At 68.9% G+C, this 20,957-nt stretch carries 16 protein-coding genes; 11 read left to right on the top strand and 5 right to left on the bottom strand.

Translation table 11 applies throughout. The annotated features are described in order from the left end of the window. Together QHF89_RS31270 and QHF89_RS31265 are read left to right on the top strand one after the other, a co-directional pair. Nucleotides 1-1,239 (top strand): serine hydrolase domain-containing protein, encoded by a 1,239-nt coding sequence (locus QHF89_RS31270; RefSeq protein WP_284721152.1) that lies wholly within the window; start codon nt 1-3, stop codon nt 1,237-1,239. Further along, nucleotides 1,236-1,574: a hypothetical protein gene (locus QHF89_RS31265; protein ID WP_136971240.1), complete on the top strand. Its 339-nt coding sequence runs from the start codon at nt 1,236-1,238 to the stop codon at nt 1,572-1,574. The genes QHF89_RS31270 and QHF89_RS31265 overlap by 4 nt, the downstream gene beginning before the upstream one ends. A 30-nt stretch (nt 1,575-1,604) precedes the next feature. Here QHF89_RS31265 and QHF89_RS31260 read toward each other — a convergent pair whose 3' ends face one another. Together QHF89_RS31260 and QHF89_RS31255 are read right to left on the bottom strand one after the other, a co-directional pair. Next, nucleotides 1,605-2,924 carry a hypothetical protein gene (locus QHF89_RS31260; protein WP_284721151.1) on the bottom strand — a complete coding sequence of 440 codons (1,320 nt, stop codon included), beginning with the start codon at nt 2,922-2,924 and terminating at the stop codon, nt 1,605-1,607. Nucleotides 2,925-2,977: 53 nt separating this feature from the next. Next, on the bottom strand, nt 2,978-4,330 hold the full coding sequence (locus QHF89_RS31255) for a M1 family metallopeptidase (protein WP_284721150.1): 1,353 nt from the start codon (nt 4,328-4,330) through the stop codon (nt 2,978-2,980). A gap of 170 nt (nt 4,331-4,500) precedes the next feature. Between QHF89_RS31255 and QHF89_RS31250 the strand changes: the two genes are divergently transcribed. From QHF89_RS31250 to QHF89_RS31220, 7 genes are all read left to right on the top strand, one after another. Further along, a complete protein-coding gene (locus QHF89_RS31250) occupies nt 4,501-6,867 on the top strand; it encodes a type VI secretion system Vgr family protein (RefSeq protein WP_136971237.1) in 2,367 nt (788 codons plus the stop codon). A 30-nt stretch (nt 6,868-6,897) separates the two neighbouring features. Next, nucleotides 6,898-9,546: a DUF2169 domain-containing protein gene (locus QHF89_RS31245; RefSeq protein WP_136971236.1), complete on the top strand. Its 2,649-nt coding sequence runs from the start codon at nt 6,898-6,900 to the stop codon at nt 9,544-9,546. Continuing rightward, on the top strand, nt 9,543-10,595 hold the full coding sequence (locus tag QHF89_RS31240; RefSeq protein WP_136971235.1) for a pentapeptide repeat-containing protein: 1,053 nt from the start codon (nt 9,543-9,545) through the stop codon (nt 10,593-10,595). The genes QHF89_RS31245 and QHF89_RS31240 overlap by 4 nt, the downstream gene beginning before the upstream one ends. A 52-nt stretch (nt 10,596-10,647) precedes the next feature. Continuing rightward, on the top strand, nt 10,648-11,301 hold the full coding sequence (locus QHF89_RS31235; RefSeq protein ID WP_136933575.1) for a DUF3540 domain-containing protein: 654 nt from the start codon (nt 10,648-10,650) through the stop codon (nt 11,299-11,301). Nucleotides 11,302-11,331: 30 nt separating this feature from the next. After that, nucleotides 11,332-11,724, top strand: coding sequence for a DUF4150 domain-containing protein (locus QHF89_RS31230; RefSeq protein ID WP_136971234.1), 393 nt, complete (start codon nt 11,332-11,334; stop codon nt 11,722-11,724). A gap of 93 nt (nt 11,725-11,817) precedes the next feature. Beyond that, a complete protein-coding gene (locus QHF89_RS31225) occupies nt 11,818-14,019 on the top strand; it encodes a DUF2169 family type VI secretion system accessory protein (protein WP_284721149.1) in 2,202 nt (733 codons plus the stop codon). Further along, on the top strand, nt 14,016-14,900 hold the full coding sequence (locus QHF89_RS31220) for a hypothetical protein (protein WP_136971232.1): 885 nt from the start codon (nt 14,016-14,018) through the stop codon (nt 14,898-14,900). Before QHF89_RS31225 ends, QHF89_RS31220 begins: the two co-directional genes overlap by 4 nt. A gap of 36 nt (nt 14,901-14,936) precedes the next feature. Here QHF89_RS31220 and QHF89_RS31215 read toward each other — a convergent pair whose 3' ends face one another. Further along, nucleotides 14,937-15,953: a hypothetical protein gene (locus tag QHF89_RS31215; RefSeq protein WP_284721148.1), complete on the bottom strand. Its 1,017-nt coding sequence runs from the start codon at nt 15,951-15,953 to the stop codon at nt 14,937-14,939. A 113-nt stretch (nt 15,954-16,066) separates the two neighbouring features. On the opposite strand from QHF89_RS31215, the gene QHF89_RS31210 reads away from it, so the two are divergent. Together QHF89_RS31210 and QHF89_RS31205 are read left to right on the top strand one after the other, a co-directional pair. After that, the gene (locus QHF89_RS31210) at nt 16,067-17,122 is read left to right on the top strand and encodes an NAD(P)H-dependent glycerol-3-phosphate dehydrogenase (RefSeq protein WP_284721147.1); all 1,056 of its coding nucleotides are present in this window, start codon (nt 16,067-16,069) and stop codon (nt 17,120-17,122) included. Beyond that, entirely contained in the window at nt 17,119-18,663 is a 1,545-nt protein-coding gene (locus tag QHF89_RS31205; RefSeq protein ID WP_136971229.1) for a xylulokinase, read from the top strand. The genes QHF89_RS31210 and QHF89_RS31205 overlap by 4 nt, the downstream gene beginning before the upstream one ends. Before the next feature lies 1 nt (nt 18,664). On the opposite strand, the gene QHF89_RS31200 is transcribed toward QHF89_RS31205, so the two are convergent. Together QHF89_RS31200 and egtD are read right to left on the bottom strand one after the other, a co-directional pair. After that, the gene (locus QHF89_RS31200; RefSeq protein ID WP_136971228.1) at nt 18,665-19,945 is read right to left on the bottom strand and encodes an SUMF1/EgtB/PvdO family nonheme iron enzyme; all 1,281 of its coding nucleotides are present in this window, start codon (nt 19,943-19,945) and stop codon (nt 18,665-18,667) included. Continuing rightward, complete coding sequence (gene egtD, locus QHF89_RS31195) at nt 19,942-20,937, bottom strand: L-histidine N(alpha)-methyltransferase (protein ID WP_284721146.1); 996 nt, start codon at nt 20,935-20,937, stop codon at nt 19,942-19,944. The genes QHF89_RS31200 and egtD overlap by 4 nt, the downstream gene beginning before the upstream one ends. Between the last annotated feature and the right edge of the window lie 20 nt (nt 20,938-20,957).

The raw sequence follows: 20,957 nt of genomic DNA, 5'->3' as shown, positions 1-20,957 counted from the left end.
ATGCGCTCGTTTTGCGCCACGCTCTTCGTCGGGCTTCTCGCCCTCGCGGGCTGCTCGTCCTCGGGCGCCGGGGATTCCACGCCCGTCGTCCTGGAGGGCCCGCCCCCGTTCCCCGTCAAACCTCGGACCGAATGGCCCACGCGGGCCTGGCCCACAGCGGATCCCGCGTCCGTGGGCATCGACCCGACCGCGCTGAAGAAGCTCGACGACTACCTCTTCGCGCGCCACGGCGACGACGTCGATCGCAAAGGACAACGCACGAATGCGTTCGTCCTGGTGAAAGACGGCAAGCTCGTCTTCGAGCATTACGCCCGCGGCACCACGGCCGAGACATCGCTGCTCACGTGGTCGGTGTCGAAGAGCTTCGTGAACACGCTGATCGGCATCGCTGCCTTGGAAGGGCGCTTCAAGGTCGACGACCCCGCGAGCAAATATTATTCGGCGCTCGGTCCGGACAAACAGAACGTCCGGCTCACCGATCTGCTCCGCATGAGCTCGGGGATCGACTGGAACGAGACCTACGAGGCGTCGCCGATCTTCTCCTCGGTCATGGCCATGCTCTACACGCGCGGCCAGGACGACATGCCTCGTTTCGTCGCCGGGCACGGCCTCGCCCATGCCCCGGGCACGCACTGGAGTTATTCGAGCGGCGACACGAACCTCCTGCTCGCGGCCTTGCGCGCCACGATGTCGGATGCGGAGTACGCCTCGTACCCGTGGAAGGCGCTCTTCGAGCCCCTCGGCATGACGAGCGCCCGCTTCGAGCGTGACGGCGCTGGCAACTTCGTCGGCTCCTCGTACCTCTACGCGAACGCCCGCGACCTCGCGAAATGGGGACTGCTCTACCTCGCCGACGGCGTATGGGACGGCAAGCGCCTCCTGCCGGAGGGCTGGGTCGCCTACACGCTCACGATGGCCCCCGCGTACTCCACGACCGACGTCCCTCCGCCGTTATGGGAGGACAACCCCGGCGCCCAGGTCTACCTGAACGTCGGGGATCCCAAGCGGAACATCCCGCGCCCCTGGCCCGCCGCGCCGCCCGACACCTTCGCGGCCCTCGGCCACTGGGGCAAATCGATCTTCGTGATCCCCTCGCTCGACCTCATCGCCGTGCGCATGGGCGACGATCGCGAGTACGGCTGCTCCGCCCACGTGCAAAAGAACTGCGTGCCCGATCGCGAAAAAGCCTTCACGAAGGGGTATTACCTCGAGCTGCTCTCCGGGCTGGTGAAGCGATGAAGCGGGGGAAGCGCATCCTGAAGATCGTGGGCCTGGGCCTCGGCGTGATCCTCGGCCTCGTCGCGCTTTTCGTCGCCTGGAACTGGAAGGCCCTCTCCGCGTTCCCGTCGCTGCCGGCGGGGTACGAGGCGAAAGAGCTCTGCTCCTGCCTCTTCGTCGAAGGCCGCCCGCAGCCGGATTGCGAGGGGTTCATCCGCCAGACCGTCGTTCCGATCGACGGCCGCGCCTTCGACATGGAGGGCAAGGCGGTCACCGTCACGGCGCTCTGGAACACGCGCCGCGCGCATTACGTCTCGGAGCGGTTCGGCTGCGTGATCGACGGGGCAGGCCGCTGAGGAAGACCTGACGTCAGGGGCCGCCCGGCTTCATTTGCCCTTGGGCGTGGCCGGCGGCGTCGCCTTCGCCCCGCACCCGAGCCGCATGGCGAACGATTTCGTCCCCGCCGTGTACACAACCCAGATCGTATTCGCGTCCGCCGCCGCTGCGTGCAATTCGAGCACCTGCCCCGGATAGGCCGCCACCTCTTGCGCTTCGATCGCCCCGCTCCCGCCGAGCGTCGCGATCTCCAGCACCTGCGGCGAGCCAGGCTCCTTCGCCTCGGGCCGCGCGTACACCACGATGGTCTCCCCGCACGCCGGCGCCGCCGCCACGGGCGCGACATCCATCCCGTTCGGGTACTCGAGCGTCTTGATCTTCGCCTTCCCGTTCCAGTCGACGAGAATGTCATGGAGGGCGAACCCTTTGTCCGTGGCGAGCGGCAAGAGCCCCGCCGCGGAGTTGCCCGCGCGGGCCCCCACGAGCTCCGGGTACCCCTCGGGCGGGCCGCCCACGAACGCCACGTCGTCGGCCGCGAGCGCCGTCGTCTTTTCGCGAACCTCGAAGCGCCGCGCGTGCACCGGCGTCATCGCCGACCGCGCGTCGAGCCACATCGCGATCACCTGCCCCTCGCCGACCGGCACGAGCGAAATCGACGTCGCCCCCGATCCCTCGGGCGACAGATCCAGCACGCCGCCCCCTTCGACCCACAAGCGCCCGTGCCGCTCCGTATTCCGTGCATTCGGCGCCGCCAGGTACGCCACGGCGTCACGCCCGCCCGTGCGCAGCGCCGAAGGACTCGTCCCCGGCACCGCGTCGTTCGCCACGACCTCCGGCGCGCCGAGTTTTCCCTCGGCGTCGAGCGCGCTCCGCACGAGCCCCGATCCTTCGACCCAGTACGTGTGCATCACGCCCGAGGCATCTTCGGCAACGGCTACCTTCCCGCGTGGCCATTTCCGCGCGCGCTCCGGCTCGCTCGGCCCGGGCGCGGGGCCGTCGGGCCCGAACAGGGTCACCTGCGCCGCATTGCCCGAGAGCCGCCAAACGATGCCCTTCGAGAAGACCGTCGCCGCTCCGCCCACCGCGATCGGCTTCTCCGGCCCGTCGATGAGGAACCGCGCGCCGGTCCTCGGCTTGCGCTTGTCCGTCGTGCCTCCGCCCGCGAGCGCGGCGGATCCCGCGGGCCCCGCGGATCCCGCGGGCGCGGCCGACCCCGCGGGCGCGTCGTCCGCGTCCGGATTCGCGCTCGGCGTCGCGAGCGGCTCGGCGCTCGCCGAAGGCGGCGCCTGCGACAACGGTTTGTCCTTCTTCGGGGGAGGGCGCCGGCATCCCGCGCCCGCGAGCACGAGGGCCACGGACGTGAATCCCACGAGCGCCCTCTGCGCCAAACCCATTCTTGCCCTCCGGGGTGCGCGCTCGCGCTTCAAGGACAGACCTGCTCCGACGGCACCATCTCGCTGCGGAGCCAGGCCGTCGCGCAGGCCGTGGGGTCATACCCGCCCACCGATTTGATGATGTCGAGCAGGTCCTGGAAATGCGCCGCCTTCCCCTTGTGTTTCAGGAAAAACGCCTTGAGCGACGGGTCGAGCTTCGCCTTGCCGATCTTCGCCTCCAGCGCGCGGAAGAAAAACGCGCCTTTCATGTAGGCGATGTCCCCGAAGAGCTGATCCTTCAGGAGATCGACCACGCCGCAGCCCTCGGGCCAGGCGATCTTCGGCGCGGATCCGGCCATCGCCGTGTTCAGGCGTGTCGTGTAATGGGACCAGACCTTCGTGCCCTCGTCCGCGCCCATCACCTCCGTGATCGCCCGCGCTTCGAGGTAACTCACCGTGCCCTCGGAGAGCACGAAATCCTCCCAGCACGCCGGCCGCACGCCGTCGCCGAACCACCCGTGCGCCGCCTCGTGCGCCTGGATCCACGGGTCGCCCATGGCGATCGTCGAGACGTGCCAGAGCGGGTGGTGCTCCATGCCCCCGTAGGCGCCCGGCCCCCAGTCCACCGCAATGGCGCCCGCCTCGCCGCCGAACGGATATCCGCCGAGCATCGTCTCGTAAAAGTTCATCACGTCGACCAGCACGGCCGTTCCTTTTTGCGCGTCCGTCCCGCCGCCTGGCAGGTAATAGGCCACGAGGTTCGTCCCCTGGAACGTCTTGCCCACGTCGAGCTTCGTGTAGCTCCCCGTCGCCCAGGCGATCTGGTAGGACGGCGCGTCGATGCCGATCGCGGGCGGATGCAACGTGGTCATGCCTTGGGGCGTGCCCGTGACCGTGAGTTCGAACGTCGTCCCGTCCGCCGGGTCCGAATGGCACGGGAAGAGATTGCCGCAGAAGTAAGGCCAGACGAGCGTCGAGCCTTTCGCCATGAGCCCCTCGAACTGCGCTTGCTCCTTGAACGTGTAATCGACCGTGATCTGCGCGGAGCCCAGGGACTTGGGCACGCCGACGTCGAGCTGGCCCTGCGCGAACGTCCATTTCAGCGGACCTTCGGCGCGCGACACGCTCTGGATTTCGAGCCCCGCCGCCTCGAACGACGCGCCCGTGTCCTCCAGCGAGCCCGCGAGATCGAGCACCGCGGTCCCGGTCATCGTCGACAGATCCACGGTGAGCGCCGTCCTCTGGATGTTCCGGTCAAGGTTGGCCGACGGCTCGGGGGGCGGCTCGATCGGCGTCCCCGTGCTGTTCGACGTGTTCCCTTCGCCTTCGTCCTTGGCGCAGCCGAGGGCCGCGAGGGCCACAAACCCGATCCCGACGAGCCTCGCGTGTCGACCGATCCGCATGTGTTGCCTCCGTGCGAGCATGGGATGATCCACGCCACGAGGAGAGCGGTCAAGGCCGCGAGCATCAGGAATTTTCCGCTGCCTCTGCGAGCGTTCTTTCCGGGCGGTGCCCCTTTACGACCGGCACGGGCCCATGCTCTACTCTCGCACCACGTGCCGGAGCGTGAGCGATGAGCGAGATCTTCACCTTCTTGTCCACCGCCTTCCCCCCGACGGCGCAGGTCACGGCTTTCAAGGGGCGGGAGGCCATTTCGCGGACCTATGAATTCGACATCGCGTTGAAGCTCACGGGGCTCGACGTCGACGTCGCCGCCGCGGTCGGAGCCCGCGGCACGCTGAACATCGATCGGGGCCTCGGCGCGCCGCCGTTCGTCTTCCACGGCATCCTCGCGTCCGTCGAGCTCGTGAACGATTACGGCGCGTACGGACTTTATCTCGCGCGGCTCGTCCCGACGTACTGGCAGCTCACGTTGACGCGCCACAGCCGCATCTTCACGGACGCGAGCATCCCCGACATCATCGAGGCCCTCCTGAAAGAGGGCGGGCTTGGCGCGAACGATTACCGAATCTCGCTCTGGAACGACTACACGAAGCTCGAGCACGTCTGCCAGTATCGCGAGAGCAACTACGATTTCATTGCTCGGCTCGCCGAGCGCGAGGGCATCTACTTCTACTTCGAGCAGGGCGAGGATCGCGAGGTCCTGGTCTTCACGGACACGCGCGCGGCGCACAAAAAACTCGCGCCGAAGCCGGTGAAGTATTTCCCGGCGCCGCCCGGCGACGTCTCGGCGGGCGAGTCGATCCGCTCGTTCCGGTGTCGCTCGAACGCGCTGCCCGGCCGCGTGAAGGTGACGGACTACAACTACCTGAAGCCGAGCCTGGAGGTCAAAGGCAGCGCCGAGCTCTCGGGCAAGGGCGATATCGTGCTTTACGGCGAGAACGTGAGGACGCCGGGGGAGGGCACGCGGTACGCCTCGATTCGCGCCGAGGAGATCGCGGCGCGGCAGACGGTGTACACGGGCACAGGCCCGCAGTTTTATCTGCGGCCGGGGTACGTGTTCCTGCTCGAAGAGCACCCGCGGATCGCGTTCAATAGCGAGTACCTCACGATCGAGATCGAGCATCTCGGCAATCAATCGGCGAGCGGCGAGGACATGAAGATGCTCTTCGGCGAGGAGGCGCCCACGAAGGAGACGTACCTCGCCACGGTGCACGCGATTCCGCACGCGACGCAGTTCCGCGCCGAGCGCAAGACGCCCTGGCCGCGCATCGACGGCGTCGTCGACGGCGTCGTCGACGGCACGGCGGCGAGCCCGTATGCGCAGATCGACGGGCACGGCCGTTACAAGGTGAACATCTTCTTCGACGAGGGCGACGCGATCGACGGCTCGCGCTCGACGTGGGTGCGTATGCTCCAGCCGCACGGCGGTACCGTCGAAGGGCAGCATTTTCCGCTGCGCAAGGGCACCGAGGTCCACCTCGTCTTCCTCGGCGGCGATCCGGATCGACCCGTGATCGCGGGCGCCGCGCACAACGCCGAGACGCCGAGCGTGGTGACGCAGAACAATTACACGAAGAACCTGATCCGGACGGGGTCGAACAACTACATCGAGATGGAGGATCTCCTCGGCTCGACGCACGTGCACATCTATGCGCCGAAGCTCAACTCCTCGCTCCACCTCGGCGCCGGCGCCTACAACTTCGATCTACGCACCGACGGCAGCGGCCATATCTACACGGGGGTGAACCTCGACGTCGACGTGATGGCGAACAAGACCGAGGACGTCCACGGCACCATCACCGAGACGTACGAAGGTCCGTTCACGACGACGGTCACGAACCCCGTCACGCAGACCTACCATGCGACGCTCGACGAGACGGTCGAGGGCGCGGTCACGGTCCGTTACAACGACATCCTCGACCTTCAGGTCACGAGCGCGACGACGCAGGTCTACAAGGCCCTCGTCGATTTGAACGTGCACGGGACGAACACCGAGCGCTTCCACAGCACCTACGACGAGACGGTGCACGGGAAGATGACGGGGATCTACCTCGGCACGCGGTTCCAGGGCGTGACGGGCGAGGACAAGCTCTTCGTCGACGGCAACCAGGACATCCACGTCACCGGGTCTTCGGTGGAGAAGATCGACGGCACCTACGACCTCACGGTCAAGGGCGACATGACCACGTCGATCAACGGCAATCAGAAGATTTCGACGCAGGGCCCGGTCGAGTGGTTCAAGGCGGCCGAGTTCTCGGGCTTCACGCATGGGGCCACGTTCTCGGGCCACCTCGGGTTCTCGCTCGGCTGGTTTGCCGGCGGGCAGGTTTCGCTCTTCGGCGGCATCAAAGTCGACATCACGGCGGCCGTCGCGCTCGCGCTCACGCTCGGGCCCTCGATCTCGATCACGCCGCTCGCGATGGACATGAAGGCGACGAACTTGAATGCGCTCGGCCTCAAGCTCCAGGCGATCGGCAACAAGCTGGAGGCCAAGGGCCTCAGCCTCGGCGTCGCTGGCTTGCACGTCAACACCTGAGCAGAGCGTTTTCTAGCGAGATCCTCGCGCGTGAAGATCCTGAAGCCTCTCCGGCTCTCCTTCGTGCACCGCACCTTCGAGCACAAGCGGCGGTGCCTCTTCGTGCCCACGGTCATGGCGCTCTTCCCGTTCGATTCGCCGAAATCGATCGGGACCGAGGTCGACCTCTGGAAGATGGCGGGCAAGGAGCTTGGCCGGTTTGGCGTGCTCGACCATTGCATGTGGAAGCCCCGGGGCGAGCTGCTCGTCACGGGGCATTGTTACCCGCCGGGCAAAAAAGAGGCGCCCTACGCGCACGTAAAAGTCTCGCTCGGGCCGATCGACAAGACGCTGTACATCATCGGCGACCGCACCTGGGGCCTCATGGGCCCGAGTGATCCGGCCCCGTTCACGAAGATGCCCATCGACTGGGCACACGCGTTCGGCGGCGAGAAATACCCGCAGAACCCGGTCGGCAAGGGCCTCGCGCCGATCAAGACCGAATCCGGCTCCACGACCCACCCGCTGCCGAACGTCGAGGATCCGCGGCACGTCGTGAAATCGAAGGGAGACCGCCCCGAGCCTGCGGGCCTCGGGCCCTTCGATCTCACCTGGCCCCATCATTTCGCGAAGATGGGGACGTACGACAAGAAATGGCTGGAGGAGCAGTTCCCCGGCTTCGCGCTCGACATCGATTTCGGGGTCTTCAACGTCGCGCCGCAGGATCAACGCCTCGAAGGGTACTTCCGGGGCGACGAGGCATTCCGGATCGAGAACATGCACCCGGACGAGAGCGTGATCACGTCGCAGCTCCCCGGCGTGGTGGCGCGTTGTTTCTTGCAGCTCTCGCCGGAGAAGGGCGACGATCTCGTCGAGGTCCCGTTGCACCTCGAAACGGTGCAGCTCTTCCCGCACCTCGGGCGTGGCATCGTGATGTTCCGGGGCCTGCACGAGATCGAGGAGCCCGACGCCTCCGACGTGCGGGTCGCCATGGCGGCGCTCGAAGACCTCGGCGACGAGCCCAAGCCGCGCGCCCATTACGAGCAAGTCTTCGCGCAGCGGATGGATCGCAAGAACGCGCACCTGCACATCCTGCGCGACCCCGACCTCATGCCGCGCAGCCTCGCCACGGCCCCGAAAGCCGCGCCGATCCTCGCGGACGAGTATGACCAGGCCATCGAGCAGGAGATGCTCGTCCTGAAGAACGCGCGGCGTAAGGCGCAGGCCGAGCTCGACCGCGGGCGCGAGCGCGCGATTGCGATGGGCGCGGACCCGGAGACGCTGCCGCGACAAACCATCCCGCCCGAGGAAGAGGTGCCGAGCCTCGACGACCTGCCGGCCTACGTCGATCGGATGAACACCGAGGCGGACAAGCAAAAGGCCGAGGCCGAGAAGAAGCAGGCGGAGGCCGAGCAGAAGGTCCGCGCGATGTGCGCGGCGCAGGGCCTCGATTACGACGAGATCATCAAGAAGGCGCGGCGCGAGAAGACGGGCCCGCCCAAGTTCAGCGCCGAGAAGGAAATCGAGAAGCTGCGCGACATGGCGGAGCTTTCGAAGAACGCGGGCGTCGAGCTCCCGGGCGTGGCCGAGAAGCTCGCGGATCCCGGGCTTCTCGATCAATTGCGCAAGGCCGAGGAGCAGGTCCACACGGCCTACCGGATCGCGGCGCATCACGCCGAGGCGCCGGCGCCGATGGAGCCGGAGGAGAGCGAGCGGGCGCGGGCCGACATCCGGCGCGCTTATGCGACGGGCGACAAGCTCGCGCGGCGTGATTTTTCGGGCGCGGATCTTTCGGACATCGATCTCTCGGGCGCGGATCTCGAAGAGGTGTACCTCGAAGGCGCAAACCTGACGGGCGCGAACCTGACGGGCGCGAAGCTCGATCGCGCGGTGCTCGCGCGGGCAAACCTCACGAATGCGCGCCTCGCGCTCTCCTCGCTGCGCGAGGCGAACCTCGGGCGCGCGAGGCTCGAAGGCGCCGATTTCGAGGGCGCGGATCTCTCGGGGGCGACGCTGCACGAGACCGACGCGGCGGGCGCGAAGCTCCACGGCGTCCTGCTCGACGGCGCGCTCCTGATCGAGCTGCGGCTCGAAGGCGCGGATCTCTCGGGCGCGCACGGCGAAAAGCTCTTTTTCGTCAAGTGTCACCTCCAGGGCGTCCGCTGGGCGGGCGCGAAGCTCGGGAAATCGAGCTTCATCGAGTCGAATCTGGTAGATGCCGATTTCACGGGCGCGGATCTCACGTCGTGCACGTTCGTCGGCGTCACGGCCGATGGGGCGCGGTTCGACGGCGCGACGCTCGAAAACGTGCGCGTCGTGCACGGCTCGACGATGGAGCGGACGAGCTTCAAGGGCGCGAAGCTCCCGGGCTCGAACCTGCGCGGGGCGAGGCTGCAATCGTCCGATTTCACGGAGGCGACGATCTCGAAGAGCGACCTCTCCGAGGCGGATCTGCGCGGGGCGAGCCTCGCGCGCGTGATCGCGGTGGATTCACGGTTCGTCGGGACGGACCTCCGCAACGCGCAGTGCGTCTCGGCGAACCTCATGCTCGGCATCCTGCACAAAGCGCGCCTCGCGGGCGCCGATTTCACGGGCGCGAACCTCTTCGCGGCGGATCTGCTCCGCGCCGTCGGAGATGACGAGACGCGGTTCGATCAGGCGAACCTGAAGCGCGTCGTGCACCAGAGGTCGGCCCGATGAACCGCGAAGAGCTCGTCACGCTCGTGAAGAATGGCGAGATCGTCAGCGAGATCGATCTCTCCGGCCTCGATCTCGCAGGCGCCGATCTCTCGGGCGGCATTTTCGAGAAGGTCGCACTCAAGGGCGCGAACCTCGCGGGCGCGCGGCTCAAGGAGAGCGTGCTTTGCGGCTGTGATCTCTCCGAGGCGAACCTCGAAGGGGCAAACCTGCACCACGCTTCCGTCCTCGAATCGAAGCTCACCGGCGCGAATTTGAAGAAGCTCTATGCGCCGATCGCACGGTTCGTCGATTCGAACCTTGCGGGCGCGGATCTCTCGGGGTCGAACCTGCTCACGGTGTTTTTCGTGGAGTGTGATCTCTCGGGCGCCTCGCTCGCCGAGGTCACCTTCGATCGCGGCGCGCTCGTCGACGCGAAGGTCGACGGCATCGATCTGCGGGGGAGCCTCGTCAAGCAATCGGTCATCGCAAAGACGGATTTGCGAAAGGCCCTGATCACGAAGACCCGATTCGAGATCGCGGTGCTGCACGAATCGGTGCTCGCGGGGATGGATCTCTCGGGGATGGATCTCGGCTGCACGCAGTTCGTGGACGCGGACCTTTCGGGCGCGGATCTCTCGGGGGCGAACCTCGAACAGTGCAATTTCAAGGGCGCGGATCTGCGCGGCGCGAAGCTCGAAAAGGCGCGGGCGCCGAAGGCCATGTTCGCGGCGGCGAAGCTCGAAGGGGCGATTCTCTCGGGCGCGATGCTCCGCGAGACGCTCTTCGTGGAGGCGCTGGCGACGGGCGCGAATTTCGAGAAGGCGGACCTCGAGCTTTCGGTGTTCGTCCGCGCCACGTGCGTGGGCGCGCGCTTCGGCGGGGCCACGCTCTCGTATGCGGATTTCTCGAATGCGGACATCTCGCGTGCCGATTTCGCGGGCGCGAACATGCTGCGGACGCGGCTCCATCGCGTGAAGGACGACGACGCGACGTTCGGGCTCGCCCGGAAGATCGCGCTCGGCGACGACGCGGAGCTCGCCGAGGCGGAAGGGTTCTTGCCGGCCTCGTGATCGAGGCGGGTGTTCGAGGCGTGGAGCTTATGGAGACGGCACGGAGGACGACATGAACGGCAATCTCGCGAGAAAGCTCGATGAGCTCGAGGCATACCAGGTCATGGGCACGGTCGTGCACGCCGAGCCCGGGCTCTTCATCGTCCGCACGGGCCGCGGCGACATGCGGGCGCGGCGCGCGACGAGTTGCCTCGTCGAGCCGCGCATCGACGATTTCGTCCTCGTGGCCGGCGCCCCGAGCGGCGCGGCGTGGGTCCTCGCCGTGCTTACGCGTGAGGAGGGCGCGGGCGCGTCGCTCGTTTGTGACGGCGACCTCGAAATCAAGGTGCCGGAGGGCCGCGTGCGCGTGGCCTCGAAGGAGGGCATCGACCTCGTCTCGCAAAAGGATGTCTCGGTCCTCGCCGACGGCGTGCGCGTGCACGCGGCGACCGGCAGCGTGGTGATGGACAGCCTCTCGTACCTCGGCGGGCTCGTGCGGAGCGAGATTGGCAAACTGCGCCACGAGGGCGGCATCGTCGAGCGCGTCGTCGAGCGCGTGAGTGAGCGCGTGAAGCGCTCGTTCCGCAAGGTGGAAGAGGTCGACCAGGTCAAGGCCGAGCGAATCGATTATTCTGCGAAGCAGGTCATGAGCCTTCGCGCGGAGAACGCCATCGTCACCGCCGAGGAGCTCGTGAAGATGGACGGCGAGCAGATTCATCTCGGGTAAGCGAACACCGGGGCAGGGAGGAGGCGCGACATGTTCGGGAATTCGCAATTGGGCGGTGTGAACCTCGGGTTTCCGGACGTGTGCCTCACGCCCATGCCGGTTCCGGTGCCGATCCCGTATCCGAACGTGTCCTTCGGCCCGCTCGGCTTCCCGCCTTCGTTCAATGTCCTCTGGATGTGCACGCCGGCGCATCACCTCCTGACGACGCCGCTCATTTCGATCGGTGATACGCCGGGCATCGCGATGGGCGTGGCCTCGGGCATGATCATGTCGCCGACGCGTCCCATCACCGGGGCCTTCACCGTGCTCGTCAATGGCATCCCGGCGACGCGCATGACGAGCTTCAACATCCAGAACAACACGAACTGTCCCGGCCTCGCGATCGTGCCCGCGCAGGTCAAGGTGCTCCTGCTCGCGCCCTAGGGCCGCTGGCTTTTCATCACCTGGTTCGTCTTGGAGATCCGCTCGTTTTGCCCATTCCCTGCAGCGGCCTTCGTCTGGGAGGCCGCGCCGGGGGTGCATTCGCTCACGATCCTCGTCAAAGCCACGTTCCTGCTCGTGCACGGGGCCGAGGCGACGGTCGCGCCGGCGCAGGACGAGCCGTCGGGGGATGTGACCTGGGACAACGAGCCGGGCGCGTCCTTGCGCTTCGCCACTGATTTCGCGCCGCTCAAGCCACGCACGGACGTGCTCGTCGTCGGGCATGCGTTCGCGCCGAAAGGCGCGCCCGTCACGGAGCTGTCCTGTCGCATCGAAATGGGCGATTTCGCGAAGGGACTGCGCCTCGTCGGGGATCGGCGATTCACGCCCGGGCCCGAGGGCCTCGCAGCGGGGCCCGCGGCCGCGTTCACGCGAATGCCGCTGCGGTATGAGCGCGCGGCGCGCGGGGAGGGGAACCCGGTCGGGATCGATCTCGCGGCGACGCCGGCGCGCGACGCGATGGCCGTGGCGAACGTGGTCGCATCCACGGGACAAACCCCGGGGCTCGGTCCGCTCGCGCCGGGATGGCCGCAGCGGCGGCGGCTCGTGACCGACGAGGGACATCGGTGGGCGACGGCCGCGCGCGGCGAGGAGCCAGGCCCGGCGCCCGAGGGGTTCGATTTCGGGGTTTTCCAGGCCGCGCCGCCGGAGCAGCAGATCCCGCTTTTGCGGCCCGGCGCGACGCTCGTGCTCGAACATCTGCATCCGACGCTGGAGCGCGTTGAAACACGTTTGCCCGCGGCGCGGCCGCAGGCCTTCCGGATCGATCCCAAGACGGGCCGGGTCAGCGAGATCGCGCTGCGTTGTGATACGCTCACGATCGACACGGATCGGGGGCGTTTGTCGCTCGTGTTCCGCGGCCTGACGGACGTGCCTGCGAAGGCGCCGATCGCCGTGGGGACGCTCGTCGTCGCGAGCCATCCGCAAGGCTTGCGGGTCCGACCTGCCGATATCGAGAAGGTCGTGCGGCAAGGCGGATCGCTCGAAGACGTCGCGGGCGCGCCGGAGAAACATCCGCTCGAAATGAGGCACGATACGCGGCCGATCGGGCAGGTGCGATCGGGCGGCACCACGAGCGGCTCCGCGTCGGCGAAGGCCCCGGCCTTGCCCTTCCGACCCGCGGCGCCCGGCGCGTCTGCGCCTGCTGCGCCGGCCGCGCCCGCTGCGCCTCCGCGCCCCGCGCTGCCTTTCGGCAGCAGCACGGTGCACGTGGGGGCGCCCGCGGTGGTCATTCGTCCCGCCACACCGTTCGAGCGGACGAGCGTGCCGCCCCCGCCGCCGGCGCCTGTCCCTGCCAAACCCGAGGAAGAGCTCGACATCGAGCCAGATCCGCCGACGCCGGCGCGGCCGTCGGCGCCGCCGCCGTCCGGGCGGGTCCTCCCGTTTGGCAGTGTGACGCTCGGGCCTTCGACCGCGCCCCCGAAGGTTTCTCCGGCCACACCCTTTCCCGCGGCGTCGCCGCGCCCGCAGACCGAGGAGGCGCCGCGGGTGTTGCCGAGCGCGGGATTGCCCTTCGTGAAGGCGGAGGCCGCGCCGCCGTCCTCGCGTGCGCCTGCGTCCGTGCCGCCGCCCGCGCGCATTCCTGCGCCTGCGTCCGTGCCGCCGCCCGCGCCTGCGTCCGTGCCCGCGAGCGCCGTGCCCGTTCCTTTTTCGCCGAAGGACGCCGTCAAACCCGCGCTCGTCACGCTGCCGACGATTCCCCTCGAACCCAAGCCGCCCGAGCCCGAGCAAGGCGAGCCCGCATTGCCGGGCTCTGCGCTGCTCTTGCCACTCCCGCTCGAGAAGTATGCGTCGGTCGCGGCGGAAATCGCCGGGCCCACCGTGGACGTGGGCGTGACGCTCCGCCGGCACGGGCTCGACGAGGAGAAATGGGCGCGCATCCAGGCCGAGAGCACGGCCATCATCGCGGAAGACGCCGGGCGCGCGGATGGCGCGCTGCTCGAAGCCTTCGATCGGATCTATGTCGCGCGCATGGAAGCGCTCGGCCGGAAGGTCGACGTGCGGGGGCACGCGCGCCTCTCGGTCGCGGTGGCGCACGGGAAGCTGTCGCGGTGCCTGGAAGAGCTTGCCCTCGGGCGGGCCGATCTCCTGCCGCTGCGGCGCTCGCTCGGGCGGAGGGCGGCGAAGGATCCGGCATTTGCGGCGGAGCTGCGCGCTGCCACGGAGGCCGAGCGCGCGACGTCGCCGCCGCCCGAGGTGGGGCTCTTCAAGCCTCCGCGGCGGAAGCGGGGTTCGTGAGCGGCGACGGTCCGCGGACCGCGGCGCCGCTCTTCTGGTGCGAGGCCGGCCTCGTCGCGCGGGTCGCGCTGGATCGCGTGCTCGTGCGCGAGCCGGGCGGGCAGATTCACGTGCACGGCATTGCGCCGTCGTGGATCGCGGCGGCGCTGGATCCGACGGGGGATCTCGTGCTCGCGGACGGCGAGCGGGTGCTCCACGCCGACGGGCGTGTGGCCTTGCTCGATGAGCGCGCGCATCTCGGGGCGCCGGATGTGCTCGTGTTCGACCGTCGCGCGATGCGCCTCGCGGCGGCCTTCGACGACGTGATCGCCTTTGCAGCGTGGGAGACGCTCCGGGGCCGCAGAATGCGCGACGATCTTTGGTTGCCGGAGGAGCACCTCTGCCATACGGTCGCGCTCGCCGACGCGGCGTATGCCGTCGCGTATCGCACGCGGCCTTATGCGTCGGAGTATGGCTCCGCGGGGTGGCATCAGCGCGGATTCGAGATTCGACCGTTTGACGAGGCGAACAAGCAGCTTGGCCGAGGTGAGTGCTGGCCGACCGATTTCGATGATCGGGGGACCGTGTCGATTGCGATCGACAGTACGGCCGCGTGGTACGTCTCCGTCCGGCCGGACGGCGAGGGAGATTGCGTGGAGCTGGCCACGGACACGTCTCGCAGCTTCAGCGGCGCCCTGTGCCTCGGACCCGGGAGCGTGGACGTGGCGCGGGACGGGACTTTCGCCTGGATCACGGGCGAGGCCGTCCTGGTGCGCTGGGACGAGGAGGAGCAGGCGGAGTTCGCCGTGACGAACCCGCAATCCGTCGCGTTATCGCCGGACGGGGCGGAGGTCGCGTGGCTCGACGCGGCGGACGAGCTTCATGTGAGGCGGGTGCGGTAGGCGCGGATCGGGGCGCGAAGGCGCGCGCGGCGGGCCTCAGGGCTTCGCCGGCGTGGTTTTCATGTCGACGCGGCTCCGGACGATCCGCGGCGGCGTGCTGTCGACGTCGAGCCGCGAGAGGACGAGGTACTGCAACGACGGCCGCTCCGCGCGCGCGAGGAGGAGTTTGCCGAGGAAGTCCCGCAGGGCGGGCTTCGCGCCGAGATCCAGGGCCTCGACCGACTTCCACGCGGCAACCGCGCCCTTCACGCACGGCTCCTTCGCGCCTGCGGGGATCGGCTCGCAGACGAGCACGACACAGTTCATCCCGAGCCCGAGGCACGTCCGGTGGATCGTGGCGTCGTCGGTCGTGTCGCCGGCGGAGGAGACGAGCGGAATCGTGGTCTTCGTGTCGACCTTGCCGCGCGATGGGTAGAGCAACCCGACGGGGTTGTGCGCGCCGTGGCTCTCCAGCCAGGCGAATGGCTCCGTCGCGCTCGCGATCGTGTTCGGGGCCCCGGAGGCGAGGCCGAGCAGCATCGGGCTCGACACGACATTCCGCGCTCGTAGCAAATCGGCTGGATGGCTCTTCCTGTTGGTCGCGCTCGGCGGGGGCGGAATGTGGATGCCACCGACGACGGGCGCTTCCCCTGCGTGATCGTCGTCCTCGTCCCCGTCGCTCGGGCCCACGTTCGACAGGATCTCCATCGAGACGTCGACGCCGATCTCCGCGAGGTCGCCCGCGTGGCTTTCGGCCTTGGCGCCTGCGCTCATCGCCTCTTCGACGAGGCCGCCGCCCTCGGGGCCGTGCATGGGGGGCAGCGGCCCTCTCGCGCCCGCGCGCATGCCGTCATCGGCGAGCGAGCCGAGCTTTCCGCCGCCGCGAAGGCCGTCATCGGCGAGCGAGCCCGCGCGGCCGAGCCCTCGCGCAGCGTCGTCGCCGAGCATCGCGCCTTTCGCGCCGACCCTCGCGCAATCATCGCCGGCCCGCGCGACGAACATGCCGATTGCCGCGATCACGGCCGCGAATCCCCCCATCTTCTTGCCGCTGCTGCCCTCGTCCTCTCCGCTCACGAAGACCTCCGCGCCTTGGTTCGGCCGCGATGATACCGAGGGGCCTGCCGCAGGCAATCCCCCCGGGCAACTCCTTGCAAACGCGACGGTTCTGGGTACCCTCCGCCGCCACCATGGCCGTCATCACCGTCCTCGGCGCCGGCATGATGGGCAGCGCGTTTTGCGTGCCGCTCGTCGATCGCGGGCACGACGTGCGTCTCGTCGGCACGCACCTCGACGCCGCGATCATCGAGAGCCTGCGTGCCCGCGCGTTTCACCCGACGCTGAAGCTCGATCTGCCCGCTTCGATCCGTCCGTTTTTCGCGGCCGAGCTCGAAGAGGCCGTCCGCGGCGCGGACATCCTCGCGTTTGGCGTGAGCTCGGCGGGCATTCGCTGGGCCACGAAGACGATCACGACCCACGCGCGGCCCGGCGTGCCGCTCGTGATGATCACGAAGGGGCTCGAGCTTGACGGCGAGGCCGGCCGGCTCCTGGTGCTCCCCGACGTGGTGCGCCGTGGTTTGCCCGAGGAGGTGCGGGCGAGCGTGTCGCCGGCGGCCGTCGCGGGGCCGTGCATCGCGGGGGAGCTCGCGCGGCGCGTGCCGACGTCCGTCGTGGTGACGGGGAGGGACGGCGAGGCGCTCGACAAGCTCGGGAGCGCACTGCGCGGACCGTATTATCACGTTTTCCCGTGCGCAGACGTGATCGGCGCGGAGGTGTGCGCGGCGCTCAAGAATGCGTACGCGATGGGCGTCGCGCTCGGCGCGGGCCTGCACGAGAAGAACGGCGGCGCGCCCGGGAGCGTGGCGATGCACAACTGGGAGAGCGCCGTGTTCGCGCAGGCCATTCGCGAGATGATGCGGATCATCACGATGCTGGGTGGTGATCCGATGACGGCCACGGGGCTTCCCGGCGTGGGGGATCTCGACGTCACGATGAACGGCGGCCGCACGGGTCGGTTTGGCCGGCTGCTCGGGCTCGGGATCGGCGCGCGTGAGGCTGTCGCGCGGATGGAAGGCGCGACGCTCGAATGCCTGGAGATCCTCGACGTGATGCGCCGGGCCTTGCCCGCGTACGAGGCCCGGGGTGAGCTCGGCCCCGGGGAATTGCCGCTCCTGCGAAAGCTGATTGCCATCGCGCTCGACGACGCGCCGGTGGAGATGCCGTTCGATTCGTTTTTCGGGGCATGACGATGGAGGCGGGGGACGACGCGCTTTTCCTGGGGATCGATTGCAGCACGACGGCGTGCAAGGCCATCGCGTGGGACCGGGAGGGCCGCGCCGTCGCGGAGGGCCGCGCGCCGATCCCGCTCTCGAACCCGGCGCCGGACGCGTGGGAGCAGGACGCGCGGACCTGGTGGGAGGCCCTCGCCCTTGCGACACGCGAAGCGGCCCAGGCGCTCGGGGACCGGGGCGCGCAGCGGATCCGGGCGATCACGATCACGCACCAGAGGGAGACGTTCGTCCTGACAGACGAGCACGGCGAGCCGTTGCATCCCGCGCTCGTGTGGATGGACGCGCGCTGCCGGGCGGAGGTCGCGGCGCTCGCGGCGAAGGTGGGGGAGGCGCGCTTGCACGAGATCTCGGGCAAATTCCCCTGCACCACGCCCTCGCTCTACAAGCTGCTCCACCTGCGCAACCGGATCGCGCCGCACCTCGCCTCGCGTCCCGTGCGGATGCTCGATGTGCACGCCTTTCTCGCCCACCGGCTCACGGGTCGGCTGGTCACGTCCGTGGCGAGCGCGGATCCCACGGGCCTCGTGGACATGGCGGCGCGGGGTTTTTCCGCGGATATCCTCGCATGGGCAGGTTTGTCCGCGTCGGAGGTGCCCGCGCTCGCCGAGCCGGGCGAGCGGATCGGCGAGGTGAGCGGCGCGGTCGCCGCGGACCTGGGGATCGAAGCGGGGATCCCGGTCTTCGCGGGCGCCGGGGATGGGCAAGCGGCGGCGCTCGGCGCGGGCGTCGTCGGGCCGGGCGTGATGTATCTGAACCTCGGCACGGCTATCGTGTCGGGGGTCATTTCGCGGGAGTACCGCACGGATCGGGCCTTTCGGACGATGATGGCGGCGACGCCGGGCGCGTTCTTGTACGAGACCGACCTGAAAGGCGGGACGTTCACGCTCACGTGGCTCGCGCGTTTGCTCGGCGCGGACGCAGATGCGGCGTCGTCGACGCTGGCCGCGCTCGAACGGGAAGCGGAGGGCCTCCCGCCGGGCGCGGACGGGCTCGTACTCGTGCCGTATTTCCACGGCGTCATGAATCCCTACTGGGACGACGCGGCCACGGGCCTCCTGCTCGGGTTCTCCGGCGGGCAAGGGCCGGCGCACCTCTATCGGGCGATCCTCGAAGGCATCGCGCTCGAACAGCGATTGCACACGGACGGCGTGGAGCGGGCGTCAGGGCCGATCACGGAGCTCCGCGTGATGGGCGGCGGCTCGCGCAGCGCGCTCTGGTGCCAGATCCTGGCGGATGTCCTCGACAAACCCATCGTGCGGGCAGGGACGAGCGAGGCGACGTCGCTCGGCGCAGGGATCCTGGCGGCGGCGGGGGTGGGGGCGTTTGCAGGGATCGAGGAGGCGGCCGCGGCGATGACGTCGCGCGGCGAGGTCTTCGTCCCCGGGGAGCGGCGAGCGGTATACGAGCGGCTTTACCGCGAGGTGTACGTGGGGCTGTATCCCGCGCTTTCAGGGGCGATGGGGCGGCTCGCGCAGATCCGGGAGAGCGCGCGGTAGCTCACCCGTCCCACGCGACACGAAAACTCGTGAACGCGTACGGATACGTCCGTCGGTACCAGTTGCGGAAGCTCGGGCGGAGGAGCTTTTTGTCGGTGGCCCACGAGGCGCCGAACACGACGTCATGCTCGGCGTCGAAGAAATCCGCGGAATAACCGGGATACGTCCGGGCGTACGGGGCGAACCCGGGCAAGGGTGAGAAAGGCGTGCTCGTCCATTCCCAGCCATTGCCGACGAGCTCCTCCACACCCCACGCATTCGCCCCGGCCGGATGCGCGCCCGTGGGTGAGGGGAAAAAACGGGCGAAATCGAAATTGCCGTGGCAGGGCGCAGGCGCGGCGTCGCCCCAGGGATAACGCCTGCGGGCGCCGTCCGGCGTCGTGTAGGCGGCGCGGCAGAGCTCGGCTTCCGTGGGCAGCCGGCCGCCGTGGTGCGCGCAATAGGCCCGCGCCTGCTCGCCCGAGACCTGCACGGGCCACCCTCTCGCGACCTCGAAAGGCACGGGTCCGAACACCGTCTTGACGAACAGGCGAGCGCCTCTAGGAATCCATGAGCGGGGCAGGAGCGACGGGGGATCACCGTTCGCGCGGAGGAACACGAGCCAATCGAGGTTTCGCACGGGCAGAGAATCCAGGGAGAAGGCGCCGACGGAGACGTGGGCCCTGCCAAACTCGTTGTCCCAGCCGAAGGGGATCTCGTCCCAGGCGGCCCCGACGACGGCGTCGCCCGCGGGGATGCGGACACGCTCGGCGGCGCGGCCTTCGCCGGATGCGGGCGGAGCCATGCGCGTGGGGCGCGGGATCAGGCTCGGGCGGCACTCCGCGAACATGTAGAGCAGCGTCTCCTGGTGCATGAGCTCGTGCTCGACGACGAGGTGCAGGATGCGCTCGTTCGCGCAGAGCGGGTCGTCCGCGCGGCCGAGGACCTCGCCGATCCGCGCGCGGACGGCGCGGCGCGCCTCGTCGCGATAGGCGAGCACGGCGGAGACGGGCGGCCACTTCGAGAGGCTCGCCTGGCACGCGCTCGGCTCGTCCTTGGGATCGATGCCCCGTTCGAAGAGGACGTCGAACGCCTCGTCGAGGCGCCCCGCCCCGAGCACGCCCCGGCCTATCTGGTTCCAGGCGAACGCCGGCAGGTGGCCGAGGTAGAACAGGAAGGGGTGGCGCAGGCCGATCGGCCGTTCGAGCAGGGCCCCCCGAGGGAGCAGGCTGAACAGGAGGTCCGTGCGCTGGTAGGTCGTGTCGAGTTTTTCTTTCCAGAACGATTCGAGGGGCAGGGTCACGAACGACGCCTCCGGACGAGGGCGAGGGCGAAGAGGTCGGCCGGGTCGGTGTACCAGCGGTCGATCGTGAGGCCGGCCTCGCCGGCAGAAGCCTCGAGCGAGGCGCGCGTGAATTTGCAGGAGAGCTCGGTGCGGATCTCGGCGCCCTTGTCGAAGGCGAGCCGGAGGCCGAGCGCGTCGAGGCGGACCTCGTTCTTGCGCGTCGCGACGAGGCGCATTTCGATCCAGGCGTTTTTCCGATCGTAGAACGCGCGGTGCCGGAAGGCCGACGTATCGAAATTCCCCGCGAACCGCCGGTTGAGGACAGAGAGCACGTTCAGGTTGAAGGCCGCCGTGACGCCCTCGGGGTCGTCGTACGCGGCTTCGAGCCGGGCCGGATCCTTGACGAGATCCACGCCGAGCAGCAGCGCGTCCGCGTCATCCATGCGCTGCGCGAGGTCGCCGAGGAACGAGCGGCGCTCGTCCGGGTGTAGGTTGCCCACGGTGCCGGCGAAAAACACGACGAGCCGCCCGCCCGCGGGGCCGAGGCGCCCGAGGTCGGTCATGAAATTGCCGACGACGCCGCGGAACACGAACTCCGGGTAATCGGCGGAGAGCCGATCGATCGACTGGAGCAAGAAGAGCTCGTTGATGTCGAGCATGGTGCAGGTGACGGAAGGACCGTCCGCCCGCAGGGCATCGAGCAGGATCCGGATTTTCCGGCCCGCGCCGCTGCCGAGCTCGACGAGATGACGCGGCCGAGCGTGCGCGACGATATCGGCGGCGGCGCGCTCCAGGATCGAGATCTCCGTGCGGGTCTGGTAATACACGGAGAGCCCGGTGATGCGCTCGAAGAGCTCGCTCCCGGTGTCGTCGTAGAGGTAACGCGCCGGGATTTCCGGGAGCTCCTGGAGCAGGCTCGCGCGGAGCGCCGCGCCCTCGTCGATGAGGCGCGTGGAGGAGCGGGGCGCGAGGTCTTCGGGCGCGTCCTTCCTGACAGGCGATCCGTCCATTCGCGAAACCCTCCAGCGCC

Origin of the sequence: Polyangium sorediatum (assembly GCF_029946465.1) — a bacterium.
Lineage (GTDB): Bacteria > Myxococcota_A > Polyangia > Polyangiales > Polyangiaceae > Polyangium > Polyangium fumosum.
Note: the sequence above shows the minus strand (reverse complement) of the source record. Positions and strands in the feature narration are given on the sequence as shown.

Bases quoted from the DNA above. Each gene is read 5' to 3' on its own strand.
- QHF89_RS31270 (WP_284721152.1), top strand. From the start codon at position 1: ATGCGCTCGTTTTGCGCCACGCTCTTCGTCGGGCTTCTCGCCCTCGCG.
- QHF89_RS31265 (WP_136971240.1), top strand. From the start codon at position 1,236: ATGAAGCGGGGGAAGCGCATCCTGAAGATCGTGGGCCTGGGCCTCGGC.
- QHF89_RS31255 (WP_284721150.1), bottom strand. From the start codon at position 4,330: ATGCGGATCGGTCGACACGCGAGGCTCGTCGGGATCGGGTTTGTGGCC.
- QHF89_RS31250 (WP_136971237.1), top strand. From the start codon at position 4,501: ATGAGCGAGATCTTCACCTTCTTGTCCACCGCCTTCCCCCCGACGGCG.
- QHF89_RS31240 (WP_136971235.1), top strand. From the start codon at position 9,543: ATGAACCGCGAAGAGCTCGTCACGCTCGTGAAGAATGGCGAGATCGTC.
- QHF89_RS31235 (WP_136933575.1), top strand. From the start codon at position 10,648: ATGAACGGCAATCTCGCGAGAAAGCTCGATGAGCTCGAGGCATACCAG.
- QHF89_RS31230 (WP_136971234.1), top strand. From the start codon at position 11,332: ATGTTCGGGAATTCGCAATTGGGCGGTGTGAACCTCGGGTTTCCGGAC.
- QHF89_RS31210 (WP_284721147.1), top strand. From the start codon at position 16,067: ATGGCCGTCATCACCGTCCTCGGCGCCGGCATGATGGGCAGCGCGTTT.
- QHF89_RS31205 (WP_136971229.1), top strand. From the start codon at position 17,119: ATGACGATGGAGGCGGGGGACGACGCGCTTTTCCTGGGGATCGATTGC.
- egtD (WP_284721146.1), bottom strand. From the start codon at position 20,937: ATGGACGGATCGCCTGTCAGGAAGGACGCGCCCGAAGACCTCGCGCCC.